Origin of the sequence: Blautia sp. AM29-29, from assembly GCF_003480555.1 — a bacterium.
GTDB classification, from domain to species: Bacteria; Bacillota; Clostridia; order Lachnospirales; family Lachnospiraceae; genus Fusicatenibacter; species Fusicatenibacter saccharivorans.
Genome location: NZ_QUJD01000010.1, coordinates 68,437 through 90,046 on the forward strand (window position 1 = coordinate 68,437; position 21,610 = coordinate 90,046).

Annotated in this window: 17 protein-coding genes; 14 read left to right on the plus strand and 3 right to left on the minus strand. The window is 47.0% G+C overall.

Annotated features, from left to right (window positions below):
* The first annotated feature begins 14 nt into the window (after nucleotides 1-14).
* The 8 genes from cdaA (at nucleotide 15) to DW769_RS09010 (ending at nucleotide 9,138) form a co-directional block, all read left to right on the plus strand.
* A complete protein-coding gene (gene cdaA / locus DW769_RS08975; protein ID WP_022462228.1) occupies nucleotides 15-902 on the plus strand; it encodes a diadenylate cyclase CdaA in 888 nt (295 codons plus the stop codon).
* Nucleotides 899-2,215, plus strand: a complete 1,317-nt coding sequence (locus DW769_RS08980) for a CdaR family protein (protein ID WP_158578789.1) — start codon at nucleotides 899-901, stop codon at nucleotides 2,213-2,215. Before cdaA ends, DW769_RS08980 begins: the two co-directional genes overlap by 4 nt.
* Before the next feature lie 11 nt (nucleotides 2,216-2,226).
* Nucleotides 2,227-2,499, plus strand: coding sequence for an HPr family phosphocarrier protein (locus tag DW769_RS08985; protein ID WP_022462230.1), 273 nt, complete (start codon nucleotides 2,227-2,229; stop codon nucleotides 2,497-2,499).
* Nucleotides 2,500-2,511: 12 nt separating this feature from the next.
* A complete protein-coding gene (gene glf, locus DW769_RS08990; RefSeq protein ID WP_117801481.1) occupies nucleotides 2,512-3,612 on the plus strand; it encodes a UDP-galactopyranose mutase in 1,101 nt (366 codons plus the stop codon).
* 128 nt (nucleotides 3,613-3,740) lie between these two features.
* Nucleotides 3,741-4,841 (plus strand): LCP family protein, encoded by a 1,101-nt coding sequence (locus DW769_RS08995; RefSeq protein ID WP_158578791.1) that lies wholly within the window; start codon nucleotides 3,741-3,743, stop codon nucleotides 4,839-4,841.
* A gap of 191 nt (nucleotides 4,842-5,032) precedes the next feature.
* A complete protein-coding gene (locus tag DW769_RS09000; protein WP_117509497.1) occupies nucleotides 5,033-7,636 on the plus strand; it encodes a L,D-transpeptidase family protein in 2,604 nt (867 codons plus the stop codon).
* A 111-nt stretch (nucleotides 7,637-7,747) separates the two neighbouring features.
* Nucleotides 7,748-8,629, plus strand: a complete 882-nt coding sequence (gene larE, locus DW769_RS09005; protein ID WP_330425672.1) for an ATP-dependent sacrificial sulfur transferase LarE — start codon at nucleotides 7,748-7,750, stop codon at nucleotides 8,627-8,629.
* Nucleotides 8,626-9,138 (plus strand): dihydrofolate reductase, encoded by a 513-nt coding sequence (locus DW769_RS09010; RefSeq protein ID WP_055218639.1) that lies wholly within the window; start codon nucleotides 8,626-8,628, stop codon nucleotides 9,136-9,138. The genes larE and DW769_RS09010 overlap by 4 nt, the downstream gene beginning before the upstream one ends.
* An 81-nt stretch (nucleotides 9,139-9,219) precedes the next feature.
* Here DW769_RS09010 and DW769_RS09015 read toward each other — a convergent pair whose 3' ends face one another.
* Both DW769_RS09015 and DW769_RS09020 read right to left on the minus strand, forming a co-directional pair.
* Nucleotides 9,220-10,368, minus strand: a complete 1,149-nt coding sequence (locus DW769_RS09015) for a toxic anion resistance protein (protein WP_118750277.1) — start codon at nucleotides 10,366-10,368, stop codon at nucleotides 9,220-9,222.
* 73 nt (nucleotides 10,369-10,441) lie between these two features.
* Nucleotides 10,442-11,794 carry a 5-bromo-4-chloroindolyl phosphate hydrolysis family protein gene (locus DW769_RS09020; protein ID WP_118750278.1) on the minus strand — a complete coding sequence of 451 codons (1,353 nt, stop codon included), beginning with the start codon at nucleotides 11,792-11,794 and terminating at the stop codon, nucleotides 10,442-10,444.
* A gap of 246 nt (nucleotides 11,795-12,040) precedes the next feature.
* Between DW769_RS09020 and DW769_RS09025 the strand changes: the two genes are divergently transcribed.
* From DW769_RS09025 to DW769_RS09035, 3 genes are read left to right on the plus strand one after another with little or no spacing between them, the layout of a single operon-like run.
* Entirely contained in the window at nucleotides 12,041-13,159 is a 1,119-nt protein-coding gene (locus tag DW769_RS09025) for a DUF362 domain-containing protein (RefSeq protein ID WP_022462062.1), read from the plus strand.
* A gap of 18 nt (nucleotides 13,160-13,177) precedes the next feature.
* Nucleotides 13,178-14,170, plus strand: coding sequence for an alpha/beta hydrolase (locus DW769_RS09030; protein WP_118750279.1), 993 nt, complete (start codon nucleotides 13,178-13,180; stop codon nucleotides 14,168-14,170).
* Between the two features lie 13 nt (nucleotides 14,171-14,183).
* The gene (locus tag DW769_RS09035) at nucleotides 14,184-15,992 is read left to right on the plus strand and encodes a DUF6320 domain-containing protein (RefSeq protein ID WP_055218648.1); all 1,809 of its coding nucleotides are present in this window, start codon (nucleotides 14,184-14,186) and stop codon (nucleotides 15,990-15,992) included.
* 119 nt (nucleotides 15,993-16,111) lie between these two features.
* Here the strand turns inward: DW769_RS09035 and DW769_RS09040 are convergent, their stop codons facing one another.
* Nucleotides 16,112-16,543: a MerR family transcriptional regulator gene (locus DW769_RS09040; RefSeq protein WP_022462066.1), complete on the minus strand. Its 432-nt coding sequence runs from the start codon at nucleotides 16,541-16,543 to the stop codon at nucleotides 16,112-16,114.
* 231 nt (nucleotides 16,544-16,774) lie between these two features.
* Between DW769_RS09040 and DW769_RS09045 the strand changes: the two genes are divergently transcribed.
* The 3 genes from DW769_RS09045 to DW769_RS09055 all read left to right on the plus strand — a co-directional run bounded on the left by DW769_RS09045 (nucleotide 16,775) and on the right by DW769_RS09055 (nucleotide 21,567).
* Nucleotides 16,775-18,487: a sensor histidine kinase gene (locus DW769_RS09045; RefSeq protein WP_158579814.1), complete on the plus strand. Its 1,713-nt coding sequence runs from the start codon at nucleotides 16,775-16,777 to the stop codon at nucleotides 18,485-18,487.
* A 51-nt stretch (nucleotides 18,488-18,538) separates the two neighbouring features.
* Nucleotides 18,539-19,615 carry a response regulator transcription factor gene (locus DW769_RS16420; RefSeq protein ID WP_055218651.1) on the plus strand — a complete coding sequence of 359 codons (1,077 nt, stop codon included), beginning with the start codon at nucleotides 18,539-18,541 and terminating at the stop codon, nucleotides 19,613-19,615.
* 212 nt (nucleotides 19,616-19,827) lie between these two features.
* The gene (locus DW769_RS09055) at nucleotides 19,828-21,567 is read left to right on the plus strand and encodes an extracellular solute-binding protein (protein WP_055218762.1); all 1,740 of its coding nucleotides are present in this window, start codon (nucleotides 19,828-19,830) and stop codon (nucleotides 21,565-21,567) included.
* Nucleotides 21,568-21,610: the final 43 nt, after the last annotated feature.

Genomic DNA, 21,610 nt, shown 5'->3' on the forward strand with positions numbered 1-21,610 from the left:
AAGGAAGTGACAGTGTGCGTGGCGTGTGGAACTGGATTGTCACAAGAACGGCAGACTACGGGCTGCCAAAACAAATTGAACTGATTGATATTGTGCAGATTTTGCTCATTGCATTTTTCGTCTATCACCTGATCCGCTGGCTGCAGAATACAAAGGCCTATACGCTGATGAAAGGTATTTTTCTGATTGGTGTCTTTGTCATCATTGCAAACGTGCTGAAAATGCAGACGATTCTGTGGCTGTTCGGAAACATCGGCGGGGCGGCGATCACAGCGGTTGTAATTATCTTTCAGCCGGAGCTTCGAAGAGTGGTCGAGCAGATTGGAGAAAAGAATCCGCTGTCTGCCATTTCTTTTGCGAGCGGCCAGGAGGAAAATGAACGGTTCAGTGATAAAACCATCAATGAACTGGTAAGGGCCAGTTTTGAAATGGGAGAAGTAAAGACCGGAGCGCTGATCGTCATCGAAAAGACCATCACCCTGGAGGAATATGAAAAGACCGGAATCCCGATTGACGGCGTTCTGACCAGCCAGCTGCTGATCAATATTTTCGAACACAATACGCCGCTGCACGACGGAGCCGTGATTGTACGGAACAACCGTGTCACGGCAGCAACATGTTACCTGCCGCTGTCCGACAACATGGATCTGAACAAGAATCTTGGAACACGCCACCGTGCAGGTGTCGGCATCAGTGAGGTGACGGATTCCTTTACGATTATTGTCTCCGAGGAAACCGGAAATGTGTCGTATGCTTCCGGCGGAGAACTCCACACGGCAGTAACACCGAGCGACCTTCGGGACCAGCTTCACAAAATCCAGAAGCTCGCGAAAAAACCGGAAGAGAAGAAAGGATGGCATATCCGCGGAATGCGTCAGAAAGTGGAGGGAGAGAAGAAATGAAAAAGAAAATTCTGAAAAAGCTTCTGAACAATCTCCCTTTAAAAATTCTTTCTATCCTGATTGCCATTGTAATCTGGTACGTTGTGGTCAGTGTGAATGACCCGATTGTGAAAGAGCGCTTTGATGTCCCCGTGCAGGTGACCAATGAAGCCTACATCGCAGCCGGAAAGAAAACATACCAGATTGCGGAGGAATACCAGACGGTCACGGTTACTGTCACGGACAACAACTCGGTTGTCAGCCGGCTGAAGGCATCGGATATCACCGTCACGGCCGATCTGACCCAGATTGTGACGATGGATACAAACCCGGTTTATGTGCCGATCAAGGCAGCGTGCTCCATGGTAAAACAGGAAAAACTGAGCACAGTGACAGCAACGATCCCTGTGGAAATCGAGGATGTGGACAGCGAAAAATTCCCGATCACAATTGACGCAGGAAATACGAAACCGGCAAAAGATTACGAAGTGGGAACGATGACTTCCGATCCGGAGAGCATCACCATTTCCGGCCCGACGTCCCTGATCAATAAGATCAGCAGTGTGGTGGCAAAAGTAGATGTAACCAATATGCGGAATTCCGGAACCGTCACGGCGGATCTGATGATTATTGATAAAAACCAGGATGAGATGCCGGAATCCCAGATGGAATTTTTGAATTTCGACAGCGGCTCCCCGCAGGTGGATGTGGATATTGAACTGTGGCGCCGTGTATCCGGTATTAAGCTGAGTGCACTGTACAGCGGAACTCCGGCAGACGGCTATCAGATTAAAAATATCTATACCACACCGGAGGAAATCACCGTTGTCGGATCCGAGGAGGCACTTGCAAAGCTGGCGGATGAAGGCAATACGATTGAAATTCCGGAAGACTATACCTCCGTTGCAGGACAGCGCTCCGATGTGGAGACGACGGTTGACTTAAGCGATGTTCTCGCCGATGTGACAGATCTGAAAGTATCCTCCAGTTCGTCTGCATCCGTTACCGTTCACGTAACGGTTATGCCGAATGAGAGCAGGGAATTTGAACTTGATGTCGATCAGATCGAGACGGGCAATCTTCAGTCCACTTATACCGTTCTGTATGATCAGACACAGCTTGCAATCCGCATTAAAGCATCGGACAAAAATCTGGCCAAATTAGATACTTCCCAGATCAACGCATCCATAGATCTGAATGGAATGGGTGTCGGGGATTACGAGGTACCGGTAAAAATCACACTGCCGGATGGCTATGAGCTCGTAGACAGTGTCAAGACAACGATTCATATCAAAGAAAAAGCAGTAGCAAATAAAACGACAGGAACAAATTAGGAGGGAAACCAATGGTAAGCGGAAAAGTGACCGTGAAAAATCCAACCGGCCTTCATCTTCGCCCGGCCGGAACCCTGTGCAAACAGGCAATGCAGTTTAAATCATCTATTACATTCCACTACGGAGATGGAAATACAGCAAATGCAAAGAGCGTCTTAAGCGTCCTTGGCGCATGCGTCAAATGCGGAGACGAAATTGAGCTGTTCTGCGAGGGAGAGGACGAGGAGGAAGCTCTGCAGTTCCTTGTCAATTCCATCCGGACGGGACTTGGGGAAGAACTGTAAGGAGAAAGAACAATGAAGAAATATGATTATGTTCTGGTTGGCGCCGGTCTGTATTCCGGAGTGATTGCTTATCTTGCCGGTCAGGCAGGGAAAAGCTGTCTTGTACTGGAACGAAGAGATCATACAGGCGGAAATATTTACTGCGAAGAAATCGAGGGAATTCATGTACACAAGTATGGAGCGCATATTTTCCATACTTCGAATAAAGAGGTGTGGCAGTTTGTCAATTCGCTGGCAGAATTCAACCGTTATACAAACTCGCCGATTGCCAACTACAAAGGCGAAATTTATAATATGCCGTTCAATATGAATACCTTCAGTAAAATGTGGGGAATCCGCACACCGGAAGAGGCGAAAACAATCATCGAAGAGCAGAGAAAAGCTGTTCCGGGAGAGCCGAAAAATCTGGAAGAGCAGGCGATCAAACTGGTTGGAAAAGATATTTATGAAAAGCTGGTTAAGGGTTATACAGAAAAGCAGTGGGGAAGAGACTGCAGTGAGCTGCCGAGCTTTATCATCAAACGGCTTCCGGTGCGCTTTACGTATGACAACAACTATTTCAATGACCTTTATCAGGGAATTCCGATTGGCGGCTATAACGTTCTGACAGAGCGGCTTTTTGAAAAAGCGGATGTACAGACAGGTGTTGATTTTCTGGAAGATAAAGAAAAGTACCTGGCGATGGGTGAGACGGTGATTTACACCGGAGCGATTGATGCGTTTTACGATTATGCACTTGGCAAGCTGGAATACCGTACGGTGCGCTTTGAAACAGAAGTGCTGGATACCGACAATTATCAGGGCGTGGCTGTAGTAAACTACACCGATCGGGAGACACCGTATACGCGTGTGATCGAACATAAGCATTTCGAATTCGGAACCCAGAAAAAGACCGTCATTTCCAGAGAGTATTCCACCGACTGGAAAGAGGGGATGGAGCCGTACTACCCGGTGAATGATGCCAGAAACCAGGAACTTTATCAGAAATATGCCGCACTTGCGGAAAAAGAAGAGAAGGTTATCTTTGGCGGAAGACTTGGAGAATACAAGTATTACGATATGGACAAAGTCATTGAGGCTGCACTGAACCAGTGGGAGAAAATGCAGCGGTAGGAAAAAGAACTGCAAACGGAAATTAATCAAAACGGACTGCACACTTGACAGCAGTCCGTTTTTTGACTATATTATAAACGATATCCGGCTGGAAAATACCGGAAAATAAGAAAATGAAAGAGGTCGTTATGAGAAAAGAATATGATGACGAGGATGAAATCCCGGAAAGACGCCATTCCTCAGGAAAGAAAAAGAAGAAATTCGGCTGGGTTAATGTGCTCACCATCCTTCTCGTAGTTGTACTGGTTGTGCTCGTCGGTGTCTATGCTGTAATCAATCACTATTACAGCAAGAGTAACTACGTAAGCGACGATAAAATCACGATCAATAAATCCACAGAGGTTGAGACCGAAAGTACCGGGTTGACTGATGAGGAGACGGATGCCCTGCAGTCTGAGATTTTAAATGAGACACAGGACATTGAACTTCCAAACAACAGCAATGTATACAATATTCTGCTGATCGGTGTTGACCGTCGTGACAAAACGTGGTATGGAAACTCAGATTCCATGATTCTGTTATCCGTCAACAAAGATACAAAGCAGATTCACATGACATCCTTTATGCGTGACCTGTATGCAAATATTCCGGATGTCGGTGTAAAGAAGCTGAACGCAGCCTGCGCATACGGCGGCGGCCCGCTGGTTGTCCGTACCATTGAAGACAACTACAAGCTGCCGATTGATAACTACGCAAGCGTTGACTTTGATTCCATGATCGATATCATTGATGCCGTCGGCGGAATCGAGCTTTCCCCGAGTGATGATGAGGTACGTGTGGCAAACAACTATATCAACGAAATGTGCAAGCTTCGCAATGCAGATGCATCCGCACATCAGTATACGTCAAGCGGCGATCAGCACGTGGACGGTTATCAGGCGGTTGCATATGCACGAATTCGTTACGTCGGAAACTCGGATTATCAGAGAACCGAGCGCCAGAGAGAGGTATTAAGCAAAATGATGCAGGAGATGAAATCTTCCAGCGTAACAGAACTGAGCGCGCTGGCAGATACCATTCTTCCGAGTGTCACCCATAACATCGACCAGTCTACACTGATGACGCTGATCGGCGAGCTGCCGACGATCCTCTCCTATGAGATTGTACAGAGCCGTGTACCATACGATGATCTGTACTCCAGCAAGGGTGAGATGCTTGTTCCGGATTTCTCGGCAACCATTTCCAGACTTCAGACAGAAATCTACGGATCTACTACCGTAAACGAATAAAAAAGAAACAAATGAAAAACCTCCTGTATCCGGCAAGAAAACCGGAGCCGGGAGGTTTTTTCTGCCCGAAAAACCGGAAAAAACCATAAGAAATTTGTAAGGTATTTTACCGGCGGATAACTTGAAATAGATGGAAAAATGTAGTAAGCTATAAATTGTATAAGAGTAAAAAAATGGGAGGATGAATAAGAATGAAAAGAAAGTTTCTGGCCGCAGCCGTACTTGGCGTCATGGTAAGTGTTACACCAGCCGGTGCATATGCAGCTTCTACAGAAACCAGTCCATTACCGGTAAATTCGGAAAGTGATACTGTAGCTCAGGCCGAAGACGAAGAAACGACTCCGACTCCGGCACCAACTGAGACCCCAGAGGTTACACCGAGTGAGACTCCGGCTCCAACCGAAGCACCGACCGCAACACCAACTGAGACCCCTTCCGAGACACCGACGCCGAGCGCAACTCCGGCTCCGGAAGTAAGTAATCTGAAGGAAGGCTGGAACAGCGTTGAAAAAGATGGAAAGAAACAGTTTCAGTACGGAGTTCTGGATGAGAATAATAAGGTGGTAGCTGCTACCGGACCAATAGAAATCGACGGCGTCGATTATGCGTTTGACGAAAATGGCTATATGCTGACCGGTGAAGTAGAGCTGACGGATGAAGATGGAAAAACCGGAATCTACTACTTTGAGACAGAAGGGGAAGATCCTGCAAAAGATGAACTTGGTTCGAGACAGCAGGGTATTTGTGAAGGAAAAGTATTTGCACCGGAACTGAAAAAAAATGAACTTGTTACCATCAAATTTGAGGATGGCAGTGTGGATGATTACTATGCCGATGAAGAAGGCTATGCAGTCTGGAGCACAACTCAGAAAGTAGGAGATGTAACATATCTGTTTGGCAATGATGGAACCCGCGTAAAAGAGGCAGGTTTCCAGACTGTTGTTGATGAAAACAATGTAACGCATACCTATTATCTGAATGCAGAAGACAGCACTGTATCTCTTGGAAATCACAATGCGTATCAGCAGGGAGATCGTACGGTAAGCTGGTTGACGGTTGGCTCTAACTGGTACTTAGTGGATGCGGAAACAGGGGAACTTCTTTCAGGATGGCAAAAGGTAGATACAGCAATCTACTATATGAAACCAGCTTCCTTTGATGCAAACGGAAATTTGAAAGATGGAAGTTTCGAGATGGAAACCGGTAATCAGAAAAATAAATCCGGCTGGGCACAGATTGATGGAAAATGGTACAGCTTCTGCAGCTGGGGCGGCGTACGGACAGGCTGGTTCAATTACGATGGAAATAAATATTATCTCCATGAAGACGGTCATATGGAAGACAACGCGCTGAATGTGAACGGAACCATGTATCTCTTCAAGAGCTGGGGCGGCATGTGTGTCAACGATGTTGGAAGCTATAATGGAAATTATTATTACGTTGGTGCTGACGGAGCCGTTTCGACGACAACAGGATGGAAAAAAATTAAAACCAGCACGCAGACAATCTGGTACTGGGCAACTGCAGACGGCGGAAAACTGCTGACGAATTCCTGGCTGGATTACAATGGAAACAGCTATTATCTGAAAGCCGATGGAAAAATGGCTTTTAATGAGTGGCTGGATAACACCTATTACTTCCGCAGCTGGGGTGCGGCCTACAAAAACGCATGGGCAAAAGTCAACAATGTATGGTATTATTTTGACGGAAATGGAAAAAAATATACCAGCGGCTGGCTGACCTACAAAGGAAATAAGTATTATCTGAAATCCGATGGAACCATGCTTGCCAATGAATGGCTCGATGGAAAATACTACTTCAAGAGCTGGGGTGGTATGTATAAAAACGAATGGGGCAAGTCCGGCGATACCTGGTACTGGTTTAATGCAGATGGAACCAAACGGACGCAAAAAGGCTGGTTCCTCTATGATAAAAATTATTATTATCTGGATAAAGATGGAAAAATGCTGACCGGCTGGGTTTACCATGACGGTAACTATTATTACATGAAGAGCTGGGGCGGCATGGCACATGACGAGTGGATTCTTCATGATAAGAACTGGTACTACTTCAAGAGCTGGGGCGGCATGTACCATGATCAGTGGCTGACACTGAACGGTTCTCAGTATTATTTCCGCAGCTGGGGCGGAAGATATCAGAACTGCACCGCTACGATCAATGGAAAACAGTACAAATTCGATGCTTCCGGACGCAGAATCACGGAAGGATGGGAGTACATCGGAAAATACCGCCGTTACCGCAAAGCAGACGGTTCTCTGATGGAGGATGTGACAAGCATCTTCAATCCGTCATCCAAATACATTACAGTAGACAGAACCCGCGGACGTGTCACCATTTACGGCTATAACAGTGCAACCGGTTCTTACGATACCCCGATCAAATCAATGATCTGCTCCGTAGGAAATCCAATCAGTTACACTGCAGCAGGAACATATAAAATCGGCTGGCAGTTGAAAAAGAAGCAAATGAGAGGTGAAGATTATGTGTGCTGGGCACCATATGTATCACAGATTTATGACGCTGTTTACTTCCATGGCGTAGCAAGCAGCACACCGGATCTGAATATGATCTCTGCCGTAGACTTCAATTCCCTGGGATCACCGATGTCACATGGTTGTGTCAGACTGACTGCAATCGATGCAAAATGGATTTATGATAACGTCAGCAGCGGAACAACGGTCCGCATTGGCGACAATCTGGATTATCCGCTGACAAACCCGACCCGTTATACCTGGACAGGCGGTGCTTTCGGAAGCGATCCGACATATCGATAAAAAATAGAACAGGAATACCTGTATGAGAAAATCCATCGGGGCAGCAGTGCCGCCGATGGATTTTCTGATAAGAAGACATCGGCCATTTTACAGGAAAGGAAGACAGATACGATGGAATTACAGGAAAAGAAAAAGAACCGGACAGAACAGAAAACAGATATGCAGAATAAGGAAAAGGCATTGCTTACCCAACTTGACGAGATTGCAAAACAGGATCTCTGTCTGGCATTCTCCGGCGGTGTGGACAGCAGTCTGCTGCTGAAGCTTGTCATGGATGCATCTGCAAAATATGGAACAAAGGTTTATGCAGTAACCTTTCAGACACGGCTGCATCCGCCCTGCGACCTGGAGACAGCGACAAGAGTAGCAAAGGAGGTTGGCGCTGTTCATGAGGTCCTTTTTGTTGATGAGCTGGAGCAGGAGGCAATCCGTTACAATCCGGAAAACCGCTGCTATCTCTGTAAGCACTATCTATTTGGGAAACTTCTGGAATTTGCCCGCGATCACGGTGTCACCCAGGTACTCGACGGAACAAATGAGGATGACCTTCATGTCTACCGGCCGGGGCGAAAAGCGCTGAGAGAATATGGTGTCATCAGCCCGCTTGCAGCGTGTCATGTGACAAAAACAGAGGTAAAAGCACTTGCTGCAAAGTACGGCGTTTCCGTAGCACACCGTCCATCCACTCCATGTATGGCGACACGCCTTCCCTACGGGGCAGAAATTGACTATGACGTTCTGGATCGGATTGCGGACGGCGAAGCATGGCTTCATACGCTGTTCGGTGCGGAAGAGAATCTCCGCCTGCGTGTACATGGCGATGTGGTGCGTCTTGAAATCGCACCGGAGCGTATGGGGGAAGTGCTTGAGAAGAGAGAAGAAATGATTGCATATCTGAAAAAGCTCGGCTTTTCTTACCTGACGATGGATCTGGAAGGGTTCCGTTCCGGCAGTATGGATGAGAAAATAACACAGAAAGAGGAAACAAAATGAAAGCAATTTTAAGTGCGGACCGCAAATGGGGTCTGGGATATCAGGGACGGCTGCTGGTAAGTATTCCGTCTGATCTGCGATTCTTCCGTGAAACTACGATGGGACACGTTGTCGTGATGGGAAGAAAGACACTTGCTACACTACCGGCAGGGCAGCCCTTAAAAGGCAGAACGAATATTATTTTAAGCCGTGATCCGGAATGGACTGTCCGCGGCGCAACCGTTGTCCACAGTATCAAAGAGCTGATGGAAGTGTTAAAGCCGTATGAGGACGACGATATTTATGTTGCGGGCGGCGGAGAAATTTACCGTCAGCTTCTCCCATACTGTGATACGGCATACGTCACACGAATTGACATGACGTATCAGGCGGATACCTTCTTTGAGGATCTTGACGAATCACCGGATTGGGAGATGGTAGAAGAGGGCGATGAGCAGACCTGCTTTGATATTGAATTTTATTTCACGGAATACCGAAGAAAGAATGAAAAGGCAGAACGCCCGAGATAAGGGTAAGACAGGACGTAAAAAACGGAGAAACCACAGAAAAAGCGGCTTCTCCGTTTTTTTTTATATAGGATACAAAAAGTATCAGTGCTGTCCGCCTGCAGAAAGCTCCAGCATTTTTTTCTTAATATCATTTTCGAGCTGTACCAGCTCAACTTCAGCGGCGGCACGTTTCTGGCGGCCGTCCTCCTGAATCTTCATCACTTCATCGAGGGTAGAGATCAGGCTCTGGTTCGTCTGTTTTAAGGTTTCCATATCGACGATACCGCGCTCAGATTCTTTTGCAGTCTCGATCGTTGCCATCTTCAGATTCTCCGCATTCTTTTTCAGAAGCTCATTTGTCATATCCGAAACCTGGCGCTGTGCTTTGGCAGCCTCAGTCGAGTGATGAACGCCGAGTGCAATGATCATCTGGTTTTTCCAGAGCGGAATGGTGTTGACGAGTGTGGATTGGATCTTTTCGGCCATTACAGAATCGCTGTTCTGAAGCATGCGGATCTGCGGCGCTGTCTGGATCGAAACCATACGGGTCAGTTCCAGATCATACAGTTTCTTCTCAAATCGGTTGCAGAGATCTTCGAGATCCTTGGCAGCCTGTGCATCTTCGGCCTTTCCGGTCATCTGCGCTTTATTCTGCAGATCACGGAGTTCTGTGGAACGTACCAGCTCCAGCTTTTTCTTTCCAGCGAGAATGTACATGGTCAGCTCTTTAAAATAATTCAGGTTCTGTGCATACATCTGATCCAGAATGGCAATGTCTTTCAGAAGCTGCCGCTGGTGGCCGTCGAGCACGTCACAGATTTTATTGACATTCACCTCTGCCTTGTCATACTTCGCTTTCATTGCATTGATTTTGTTCGTGCTTTTCTTAAAGAAAGAGAATGGTCCCTTTTCTTCTTCTGCGTCAAACGTTTTCAGCTCTGTCACAACAGAGGTGAGCAGATCGCCGATTTCCCCGAGATCTTTGCTTCTGACGTTCTCCAGCGTTTTCTCGGAGAAGTCTGCCATTTTCTTCTGTGCACCGGCACCGTACTGCAGAATGCCGTTTGTATTGGCAAGATCAATCTGGGAAACAAAGGCATCCACCATGGCTTTCTGTTCGTCGGACAGAACAGAATCATCTATGACCTCTTTCTTTTCTTCCGGCTGCTGTACCGGAAGTTCCGGTTCCGGCTCCGGAGTGCCGAAACTTAAGCTTGGAATTTCAGTGGTGTCCTTTACAAAATCATTCATGTTTTCTATTCTCCTTTTCTTCGGTACGGAAACGTAACCGGTGATTTGATTTCAATTGTATAGCTTTGAATAGTTACATGTGAAGCGGCTCAATATCCTGCTTTGACGGACCTGCCTGATTTGTCAGTCCCTCCTGCGCCAGCATCGTCTGCAGAACAGAGATATCAGAAGAAATATCCCATGCCGTTGTCTGGAACAGATCATCAAGCAGCTTTTCGAATGCGGCATTGATGGTATCCAGTGTGTCCTCGATTTCCTTCTTGGTTCGGAGGATATTGTCGCTTTGAATTGGTTCGTTCTCAAAGGAACGGTAAGCGTCGAGCAGCTTCCAGGTTGTCGGCATATAGTAATCCATAAATTTCCGCAGGGCGGCGGCTTCTTTTGGGCGCTTTTTTGCCTCCTCGAGAATCCGGGTAACAACCGTTTCGAGACGGCTCAGCTTGGCTGTGATGACTTCACCCGGCAGATCCAGGTTGCACTGATGGATCTTCTGAATATACGATTCACATTCTTCCAGCATCTGCTGGTATTCCGGCGTTACACCGGAGGCCTCCAGCTGTTCACGTGCTTTCTGCTCAGCAATCTGCTGTTCCCTCTGGCTGGCGAGCATTGCGCGGTACTGGTCGTAGCAGTCATTTGTCACCATCAGACAGGTACCATTCTCGTCGAGGTGGCCCTGGCGCAGCATGGATTTATCAATCATGGTCGTAATATCGGTCAGAAGCTCACCTTTCTCACAGTGCATACTGTCGCAGAGTTCTTTCGTGGAAATATATTCCTTTGTGCCGATCAGCGTACAGATCTGGCGGAAATGGCGGACCAGACGCCGGTTTTTACTTCCCTTTTTCAGAAGAATGCCGCCGCCGATGGTAAATGCGGCAAAAATAAGAGAAGGAATCAGCGCGCTGTTGTCTGGACCTGCAAATAAGGAATACAGACTAAGCGCTGTGCAGCAGCCGAACAGTCCGGTGACACCCCAGCCGGCGGCCGTCTGAAATCCGCCGACAAGTGCAAGATCGGTGGATGGCATAAAACGCTCGCGCAGTACACGACGTTCCTGTATGCGGCTGTTCCATTCCGTATTCTGCGGGGTCTGCCAGGTATGGGAAGGTTTGGGAACCGGGTTCGCGCTCTTACCCGGCATCGTGCCTCCCGGCCCGTAGGAATAGTGATGCGGTCCGGTCTGCTGCGTTGTATTATTATGGGAAGAATGCTGGCTGCTGTAGGAAGTATCTGCGGAATAGCCGCGGGACGGCTCCTGTGTGCCATTTGCACGGAATGGTCCCTTCCGGTTTGGGTAGACAAACTGGTTGATGGTGTCTGAAATCTTCCGGTTTAATTCCTGAAAATCCTGAGAATTTACAGCATTATCCACAAGCTTTCCAATACTGTCGCCGACATCCTTTAAATCATCTTCAAAACTCATGTCAGTTCCTTTCTGATGAGGTACTTTTTCTGTGTACCGTCTTCCAGTTATTATACAATGCGATTGGAAATCTTACAAGCATACAGTGCTTAATTTTCTATGAAGCTGGAGATGATGGGAATGGTTACAGTTCACAGGAAATGATTTTGTTTTTGGATGAGTTGAAAGAAAGCAGTAACTATTATATACTAAAGAATATCGAATGTCAGAAAAAATCAAATCAGAATAAAGGGGCCGCAATACTAAATGAATAAAAACGAAATTATCCAGATACAGGGAATGGAATATAAAGAAATGACAAAACAGCTTTTGAACAAATGTGCCTTAGCTACGCTCATTCCTTCGAAGGTCAGTCTCATCGGTATTAAGCCAAATCTGGTAGCACCTGTCCCGGCGGAGTTTGGAGGGACGACACATCCGGAGGTGGTTGCGGGGATCATCGAATATCTTCAGGAAAACGGATTTACTAACTTTCAAATCATGGAAGGCTCTTGGGTCGGAGATAAGACGGAGGAATCGTTTGAGGTCTGTGGATACCGTATGCTTTCGGAACAGTACGGCGTTCCGCTTATCGATGCGCAGAAGGAAAAAAGCATGCCGGTGCAGTGTGGTGATATGGAACTTCAAATTTGCGAATGTGCGAAAAAGGTGGATTTTATGATCAATGTCCCGGTCATGAAAGGCCATTGCCAGACTAAAATTACCTGCGCACTGAAAAACATGAAAGGTCTCTTGCCGAATAAAGAAAAACGTCATTTTCATGCCATGGGACTTCATCGGCCAATTGCGCATCTGGGGCTGGGGATTCATCAGGATTTTATTTTGGTGGATAATATCTGCGGAGACCTTGACTTTGAGGATGGCGGTAATCCGTTTATTATGAATCGCCTTTTCGCTGGGTTAGATCCGGTGTTGATCGATGCATATGTCTGCGCGGAACTGCATTATAAGCCAGAAGATGTCCCGTATGTCAAAATGGCAGAAGAGTTGGGCGTGGGCAGCGCTGATCTCACACGGCTTTCAATCCGCCAAATTGGCGAAATTGGTGAAAAAAGAGTGATTCCGGAAAAACGGAAGATCGTGGAACTGCAGGATGCCGTAGAGGAAGTTGAGTCCTGCAGTGCCTGCTACGGTTATCTGATCCCGGCGCTCGACCGGCTGAAAGAGGAAGGACTGCTGCCGGAACTCCGCGAAAAAATCTGCATCGGGCAGGGATACCGGGGAAAGAGCGGGGCGCTTGGTGTAGGAAGTTGTACTTCCGGGTTCGCATGCAATCTGAAAGGCTGTCCGCCAACGGATGAGCAGATGTATGAATTTTTGAAGCAGTACATTGCAACTAGACGAAAAACAGAAGCAGAAAAATAGCAACAGAGGAGAGAGCGAATGAAAAAAGCAGTCAAAGCCATTTTAAATGTATTGTCCTACGGCGGAATTGAAGTAGAATCCGCCCGTCGGCTTGCCGATATCAAGAAGCTGGATCCGATCCGTATTTTTCTGCGAAAATTGGATATGGAAATATATAATGGGGACTACAAGGTTCCGATTCGGCTGTTCTTCCCGGATGAAAAAATGGAGGAGCATGGTGCAAAAGAAGCGATTCTGTTCTTCCATGGCGGCGGCTGGACAACCGAGAGCGTGGAGACATACGACCGTGTCTGCGCACGCATGGCGCAGTCGACGGGGCAGATTGTTGTATCGGTAGAATACCGTCTTGCACCAGAGCATCGTTTCCCGACAGGCTTAGAAGACTGCTACGCCGCCGCCCAGGCAATGCTGCGCGGGGAGATTCTGCCGGAGGTAACGCCGGAAAATGTCACGATCATGGGCGACAGCGCAGGAGGAAATCTTGCGGCTGCGGTCTGCCTGATGGCGAGGGATAAAAAAGAACTGCTGCCGGGGAAACAGATTTTGATTTATCCGGCGGTGAATTCCTGTTACACAGAGAAATCACCGTACAAATCCGTGAAAACCAATGGAACCGGATACCTTCTGACCAGTGTCAAAATGGAAGATTATGTAATTCTGTATCAGCGGACCGAAGAAGACCGCAAAAATCCGTACTTTGCACCGGTACTGGCAGAAAATCTGCAGGGACTGCCGGACACGCTGGTACTGACGGCGCAGTACGATCCGCTGCGCGATGAGGGCGAGGATTATGCGAAAAAGCTGAAAAGGGCTGGCAATCTGGTTGAACATCATCGGATCAAGGGTGCATTGCACGGCTATTTTGCGCTTGGCATTGAACACCTATATGTGCAGGAAAGTTTTCAGTATATGAATGCATTTTTAAGGAAAGAAAAACAGCAGAAAAATGCAGACGAAGAACTGGAAAACATAGCAGCAGTGAAGAAAAAATTAACACCCGGGAAGGCGTAAGGAGGCATAGAAAATGAAGAAAGAACATTCTTCGCGCTGGAGAAAGCTGGACAACGCGGCACAGGCATTTCCGGCGGCCACCGGAAAAAAGGATACGAGAGTCTTCCGGTTTTACTGCCAACTGAAAGAGGACATCCAGGCGGATCTGCTGCAGAAAGCGCTGGAGGAGACAATGGAGCATTACCCGGTGTTTTCCATGGTACTGCGGAAAGGTCTTTTCTGGTTCTATCTGGAGCAGCGCGATCTGCCAGCAAAAGTAGAAGAGGAAAAGCGTCCGCCGTGCAGTGAGATTTACGTACCCGACCACAAAACGCTTCTTTTCCAGGTTTCTTACTATAAAACCCGAATCAATTTCGAAGTATTCCATGCCCTGACAGACGGCACCGGAGCGATGCTGTTTCTGAAAGAACTGGTGAGCAATTATCTGATCCTGCGCCATCCAGAGGAAACATTTTCCAAGGTCAGCGAAGATATGCTGACGGAAACGGACTTCGAGGAGGACAGCTTTTCCCAGTATTACACCGGAAAGAAAAGTGAAAAAGAAAAGAGCCGCCCGGCATACCAGATCAAAGGCGAATATCTGGAGCAGGAGAAGATGGAAATTACCGAGATTCTGCTTTCTGCGGAAGCAGTTCATAAGTGCGCAAAAGCACATGGCGTGTCGGTAACGGCGTACCTTGCGGCGGCGTTGGTATATGCGGTATATGAAGAAATCCCGAAAAGCAGGCTGAAAAAGCCGGTTTCTCTGATGGTTCCAGCCAACTTGCGTAACTTTTTCCCATCTGCATCGATGACGAATTTCTGGAGCTGGATCGAGATTGCCTGTGATCTTGGGCCGGAGGCATCGTTTGAGGATGCCCTGCAGATCACGGGAGCCGCGATGCAGAAAGAGGCGCTGAAGCAGGAGATTTCCACACGTATGAACGATCTGGTGCGGATTGAGCGGAATCCGGTGCTGCGCGCCGTGCCGCTGGAAATCAAAAATCTGGCGCTGATGGCGGGCACGACGCTCGGCGGACGAAGCATTACGACCGTCTATTCCAATATCGGCCGGATTCAGATGCCGCCGGAGTATGAAACATATATTGAGCGGTTCGGATTTTTCACCAGCACAGACAAAGTACAGATGTGTTCCTGCTCCTACGGGGACAGCATGGTGCTTGGAATCACATCTAAAATCGCCGATTCCAATATTGAACGGAACCTGATGCATCTGCTGCAGAAAGAGGGCATTGTCTGTGAACAGGAGGAAAATGATTTTCCGGGACAGAAAGAACAGCCGCACGGGACGGCCAAACTGGGATTGAAAATTTTTTCTTTCACCTGCATCGCGGCTGTCGTACTCTGCTGGATGATGAATTTCCTTGCAACGCCGCAGATGTGGTGGGCAGGTTATGCGACAGCGGGTGTGTTCTGCGCCTGGCTTCTGATCCGGGTGGGATATCAGAAACGGAAAAATCCACTCAAAAACAGTATGTGGCAATTGATCTTTATTATGATCGGTGCGATTCTGTGGGATTATGCGACGGGCTGGATCGGCTGGTCTGTCGATTTCGCAATTCCGCTCGCCGTTCTTCTGAATGGCGCGACGATGCAGATTCTGGCAAGAGCGTACAAAATGGAGGTCAGTGAATATCTTTTTTATCTGATGCAGTCCGGAGCAGCAGGAATCGTTCCGGCGATTTTGTGGCTGACAGGAACTGTCCGCATTACCTGGCCGTCCGTGATCTGCGTGGGCCTCAGTGTGCTGTATCTGATCGGGCTGTTTTTTTTCCGCGGAAAAGATTTTATGCGGGAAATGCAGAAAAAATTCCGGGTATGAAGGGAAAAGGTGATAGAAAAAATAAGAAGAGCAGGTAAGAAAAGTGGATGTTGGTCCCTTTTCTTACCTGCTCTTTTGAAACTTGTGTGTGTCTGCGGCGGAAAAGCCTGGAGAGAAATCTACTGCGCCTTCTCCTCACAGCTGCAGGAATCCCACGACGGCATTTCATCCCCATTCTTAATCGCATCGCGAACCGCACTGTAATACCGCACTTTCTGTTGAATATGCTCCAGATCGGATTCCATGCGCTCGATTTTTTCGCGTATATTCTGCTCATGTTCTTCGAGAATGGCAACCATCTGGTCAATATTTCCCGGGATATCATCCTCAAGCCGGAAAAACTCCTGAATCCCCGCAATCGGAAGACCGGTGCGCTTGAAGCAGAGAATTGCGGTCATGCAGTCAATGTGCTGCTGGGTGTAAATTCGTTTCTTACTTTCGGTATGAATGACATCCGTCAAAAGCCCGATCTCCTCATAATAACGAAGCGTAGAGGCCGGAAGTCCAAAACGCTCGGACATTTCACGAATGGTGTAGGTCTGCTGTTCCATGGAAAAACCTCCTTGAAATAATGAAAAATCAACTGCTTCAAGTATACTTTAGGAAGACAAGTTTGTAAAGTGTAAAACATGATTTCTGAAAAACACAGACCATAAAAAAGAGAAAATCAGAGCAACTTGTGACTGGACGGAACAGCAATTGGTTGTTAAAATGGTATTAATGAGGTTTCGTTTTGTGAAAAACGTTTAAAAACGAATGTGCAGATGGGGGATGGAGAAAAAATGGGGAAGTCAAAAAAGAGAAAAGAATATTCCCTGAAGAAAATTGTTTTAATGGTATTTGCATGCAGCAGTCTGCTCTGTCTTCTGCTGATTATTTTTGTCACGCGGATTTCCATGAAAGCCATGCGGGAATCAAAAATGGAAACATCGCTGAAAGCAACACTGGAGGAAGTGAATCAGGGCTTTGAGTCAGAGTACAATGTGCTGCTGCGTCTGTCACAGACGATGACATCGAATGGACTGGTCGGGGAAAAATATGATGCTTATCGAACGGCAGAAGAGCAGTACGATAAAATTCTGGAGTATCAGGACTTTTATCAGACCCTGAATGTCGCAACCTGGGAGATGGAAGATGTTATGCTGGGCGCTTATCTGATTCAGGGGGAGAGCCGGGAAATGACACCGGAGATTCTGTTTTCCACGTACAGCACAAAGAAGGAGACATTCCAGCCGGAAACACTGTCGAAGCTGGTTGATACGGGAGAAGTTACATATCATTCCATTCATCAAAGCTACAACAGTGTGAGAAATGATAATGTTGTTTCGATGGGACGCAGAACATCATTTTCAGATGGCACAGATGCCTGGATTTATTTAGAAGCAAAATCAGATGAAGCACTGATGCTGCAGAAACGTTCCGAATTAGAAAAAATACCATATGTGCTGCTACAGCTGAATCCGGAAAAGAAAGTAGAGTATTCCAGCGAGAAAACATTTGCAAAAGGAGATATCCTTGAACTGGATGAGGATGGCAGAATAGAGCAGAACGGATATGAGGGAGTTGCCAAAAAGAATATCTATGGATTTTATACGGTTTTGTTGCTTCCAACTTATGAATACCAGAGCGAAATTTATCAATGGACCCTGCTGACAGGAAGCGTGATTTTTATTTCACTGGCCATTCTTGCCGTAGTCGCAATTTCACAGATCTGGCTGGTATCGCATCCGATCAAAGTACTGGAAAAAGAAATGCGCCATTTTGGAAAAGGAGATTTTTCTGAGGCAGAGACACCGGTTCAGCTTGCGGAATACAATCAGCTTTTTGCAACGTTCAATCAGATGAAAGCGCAGATTCAGGAGCTGATTGAGAGTGAGCAGCGGAAGGAAAAAGAAAAAGCAGATCTGGAGCTGGGAAAGCTGATGTATCAGATCAATCCGCATTTTCTGATGAATGCGCTGAATTCTATTCATTGGATGGCGCTGACAAATCATCAGAAAGAGATCGATGATTACGTGAAGCATCTCGGCTTTATTTTGAGTTATTCCCTCGGGAAGGCGGAGCAGAACACGACACTGCGTACCGAATTGAAATACCTGCAGTATTATCTGGAACTGCAGCAGATGACGCATGATTTTTCCAGTGAATTTGATATTGCGGAGGGAGAGTACCTGAATACGCGGTGTGCCCGCTTTCTGCTGCAGCCGATTGCAGAAAATGCGGTCTGCCATAATATGGACGAATTTGGAACCCTGTGGGTAGAAGCGTCGGAACAGGATGGGATAATTACCATTCGAATCCGGGACGATGGAAAGGGCTTTGAAATATCGGAGAAGATGGAGCAGAATGCAAAAGACGAACGAAAGGGGATCGGTCTGCGTTATGTGCAGATGACACTGAAATCATTCTATGGAGAAGAAGCAGAGATGAAAATAGAGAGTGAACTGGGAAAAGGAACGGAGGTTACCCTGCATTTTCCGGTGCTTCCGGCATAAAAAAAGAACTACGAGAAGGAAAAGAGAAAAAGATAAAATGGGGTGGAACAAATGTATCAGGTATTGGTGATTGATGATGATAAGCTGGCAAGAAAGGGACTGATTTCACTGATTCCGTGGGAAAAATACGGAATGGAGGTCGCCGGAGATGTGGCGAACGGAGCGTTAGCACTGCAGTTTATTGAAACACATCCGGTGGATCTGGCCGTGGTGGATCTGACGATGCCGGTGCTCTCCGGGTTGGAGTTTATCTGCGAGTGCAGGGCGCGGGAAATTTCCATGGACTATATTGTGCTTTCCGCACATGAGGATTTTACGTATGTGCAGAAAGCATTGCGGCTCGGGGTAATTGATTATATTTCGAAGCTTCAGCTTGAACCGGAAGAATGCGGCGAGGTGTTCCTGCGTGCGGCGGAGCATATTCGAAAACGGAAAGAAAAAGAGCAGCAGATGCAGGCGGGGGGAAGAATAAATCGGAAAAAGACAGAGACTGTGGCAGATCAGGAAGAGAAGGAACAGTGGAGAAAACTCTGGGAGGAGACGGCTTCGCTGACCTGGATTTATAATATAGAGGAAACACAAAAACTCTGTAATCTCTGGAAGGCAATTCCGACCAGTCAGAAACAGGAATACCGGTACACAATGCAGACATTGCAGGAAATTCAGAATGCCTTTGGCATTTTCATGGAGGAGCAGGAATATGAAAATCTGCAGGAGCCGGAAAAACTGACAGAAAAAATACGACAGGATCTGTGGCAACGGGTACAGAACGGAGAAGGACAGGCTGTTACGGAGATATTGATTTTAAAAGCGGTACTTTTTATCGAAGATCATCTGGTGGATTCTGAAGTGAAAGCGGAGCAGATTGCAGATGCTGTTGGAATGTCGAGAAGTTATTTTTCCGTCTGTTTCAAGAAATGCACAGGCTATTCGGTCAACAGTTATATCCGAAAAGAACGGATTGCGCTGGCCTGCCGTCTGCTGCGGGAAAATCCGCAGATTTCGGCAGAACAGATGGCGGATGCTGTCGGGTATCATGATGAAAAATATTTTGTAAAACTGTTTCAGCAGAGTATGGGTATTGGCTTTGCCGAATATAAAAAACAGTTAAAACGGCAGGAGTTTTAGCAGAATGCCGGAGTATGGGAATGAAAAAGCAGACATTTGTTTGAAGGACAGAGAACAAATGTCTGCTTTTTGGATGAAATGGATCCTGGTTTTGTATAAATGTTCTCAAAAAGTAGAACACGAGGCTGTTTTAATTCGTCAAAATGTATCATAAAATAGACTTACAAGAAAACGAAAGAAACAAAATGACGAACGAGGAAAGGGGAAAACACATGAAAAGGAAAAAACTTGTTGCAATCTTACTCACAGCAGCGATGACCGCAGGTATGCTGGCCGGATGTGGAAGCAGCGGCGGCAGCACAGGAGGCACATCGGACAGTAAAGCATCATCTGAGAGCACAGCATCTTCCGGAACGGCTGATAATTCTTCTGAGGAAGAGGGAGAGGATCTGGCGTTCAAAAAATTCCCGGAAGTTGTCGAGGTACACGTAGGACAGGGTGTCAGCGCAACCGATACTCTGCCGGACGGACTGAGCGTGGATAATAACCAGTACACCGACTATCTTCTGGAAAACTTCAACATCAAAGTCGTTGTAGACTGGACCGCAGCATCTGGAAATGATTACACACAGAAAGTAGCGCTCTGTATCGCAAGCAATACCCTTCCGGATGCGATGACGGTATCGAGAGAGTATATGCTGAAAGCCGCAAAAGCAGGTCAGTTATACGATCTGACCGATCTGTTCCAGAAAGTACAGTCTGATCAGGTAAAAGAAGTTATGGATTCGACCGATGGACAGGCTATTGCAGAAGCGAGCGTGGACGGCAGACAGTATGCAATCCCGGCAGTTGAGGTAGAAACCGGAAGCGTTCAGGTATTAAACGTTCGTCAGGACTGGCTCGATGAGTATGGTCTCGATGCACCGAAAACTCTGGACGATGTAGAAAATATTGCCAAAGTATTTGCGGAGAAAAAACCGGCAGGCGAAGATACCATTCCGCTGGCTGGTCCGGATAAAAATACAAAATGCTATACCAGTTTCCTGGATACCGGCACAACAACAGGCGGATTTGACGCAGTATTTGCCGCAAACGGCGCATATCCGGGACTGTTCCTAAAAGATGATGACGGAAACGTAACATATGGAACCGACTCCGATGCAACCAGAAGTACACTGGAGCGTCTGGCGGACTGGTACGCAAAAGGCTATATTGATCCTGAGATGGGAACAAGAGATTCCACGATCGAGCAGATCAATGCCGGAAAAGTTGGCATGTTCTTCGGCGCATGGTGGGTTTCCGGTTATGGAATCGGTGATGCATACCGTAACGAGCCGGATGCAAACTGGCAGACCTATCCGATCTACACCGATGACGGTGAATGGAATGTAAGACTTGGATCTGCAACAACAGGTTACTGTGTCATCAACAAAAATGTTTCCGAAGATGTTGCCAAAGCAGTTATCATCATGGCCAACGTTCTGTTGAGAGATGAGAGCAAATTTGATGTTTCCGAGCAGCCGCTCAGCTTCTGGCCAGTCAGAACACTGATGGCTCCGGCTGATGAGTGTGAATACACCTATCATGAACTGATCAAAGTATTAAACGGCGAAACCCAGCCGGAAGATTATGCAGGTGTATCCAGTGCATACAAACTGCTGGCAAACGATGTTTCGGTTATTAAGGATACCGTTCCTGGATACGAAAAAGACAAACAGCTCTCTATCGAAGATTTCAGCACTGAAAACTTCGGTAACTTCCAGAGAATGTATTCTCTGCTGGTCGGCGACCGTCCGTACGCTACGACAGAAGTAAACAACAAAGTCAGAAGCTGCATCTTCAGCCAGACAGCTACCATGGAGAAAAAATGGGCAAACCTGCAGTCCATGGAAAATGAGATGGTTATGAAAGTCATCACCGGAAAATCGGATATCAGCGCATACGATGAGTTCGTGAAGAACTGGAAGTCTGAAGGCGGCGATACAATTCTGGAAGAAGTAGCAGAATACTAAAACAGGAAAAAGGCAGACCGTTTCAATGTGATTTTCAGATCCT

Bases quoted from the DNA above. Each gene is read 5' to 3' on its own strand.
- DW769_RS08980 (WP_158578789.1), top strand. From the start codon at position 899: ATGAAAAAGAAAATTCTGAAAAAGCTTCTGAACAATCTCCCTTTAAAA.
- DW769_RS08985 (WP_022462230.1), top strand. From the start codon at position 2,227: ATGGTAAGCGGAAAAGTGACCGTGAAAAATCCAACCGGCCTTCATCTT.
- glf (WP_117801481.1), top strand. From the start codon at position 2,512: ATGAAGAAATATGATTATGTTCTGGTTGGCGCCGGTCTGTATTCCGGA.
- DW769_RS08995 (WP_158578791.1), top strand. From the start codon at position 3,741: ATGAGAAAAGAATATGATGACGAGGATGAAATCCCGGAAAGACGCCAT.
- DW769_RS09000 (WP_117509497.1), top strand. From the start codon at position 5,033: ATGAAAAGAAAGTTTCTGGCCGCAGCCGTACTTGGCGTCATGGTAAGT.
- larE (WP_330425672.1), top strand. From the start codon at position 7,748: ATGGAATTACAGGAAAAGAAAAAGAACCGGACAGAACAGAAAACAGAT.
- DW769_RS09010 (WP_055218639.1), top strand. From the start codon at position 8,626: ATGAAAGCAATTTTAAGTGCGGACCGCAAATGGGGTCTGGGATATCAG.
- DW769_RS09015 (WP_118750277.1), bottom strand. From the start codon at position 10,368: ATGAATGATTTTGTAAAGGACACCACTGAAATTCCAAGCTTAAGTTTC.
- DW769_RS09020 (WP_118750278.1), bottom strand. From the start codon at position 11,794: ATGAGTTTTGAAGATGATTTAAAGGATGTCGGCGACAGTATTGGAAAG.
- DW769_RS09025 (WP_022462062.1), top strand. From the start codon at position 12,041: ATGAATAAAAACGAAATTATCCAGATACAGGGAATGGAATATAAAGAA.
- DW769_RS09030 (WP_118750279.1), top strand. From the start codon at position 13,178: ATGAAAAAAGCAGTCAAAGCCATTTTAAATGTATTGTCCTACGGCGGA.
- DW769_RS09035 (WP_055218648.1), top strand. From the start codon at position 14,184: ATGAAGAAAGAACATTCTTCGCGCTGGAGAAAGCTGGACAACGCGGCA.
- DW769_RS09040 (WP_022462066.1), bottom strand. From the start codon at position 16,543: ATGGAACAGCAGACCTACACCATTCGTGAAATGTCCGAGCGTTTTGGA.
- DW769_RS09045 (WP_158579814.1), top strand. From the start codon at position 16,775: ATGGGGAAGTCAAAAAAGAGAAAAGAATATTCCCTGAAGAAAATTGTT.
- DW769_RS16420 (WP_055218651.1), top strand. From the start codon at position 18,539: ATGTATCAGGTATTGGTGATTGATGATGATAAGCTGGCAAGAAAGGGA.
- DW769_RS09055 (WP_055218762.1), top strand. From the start codon at position 19,828: ATGAAAAGGAAAAAACTTGTTGCAATCTTACTCACAGCAGCGATGACC.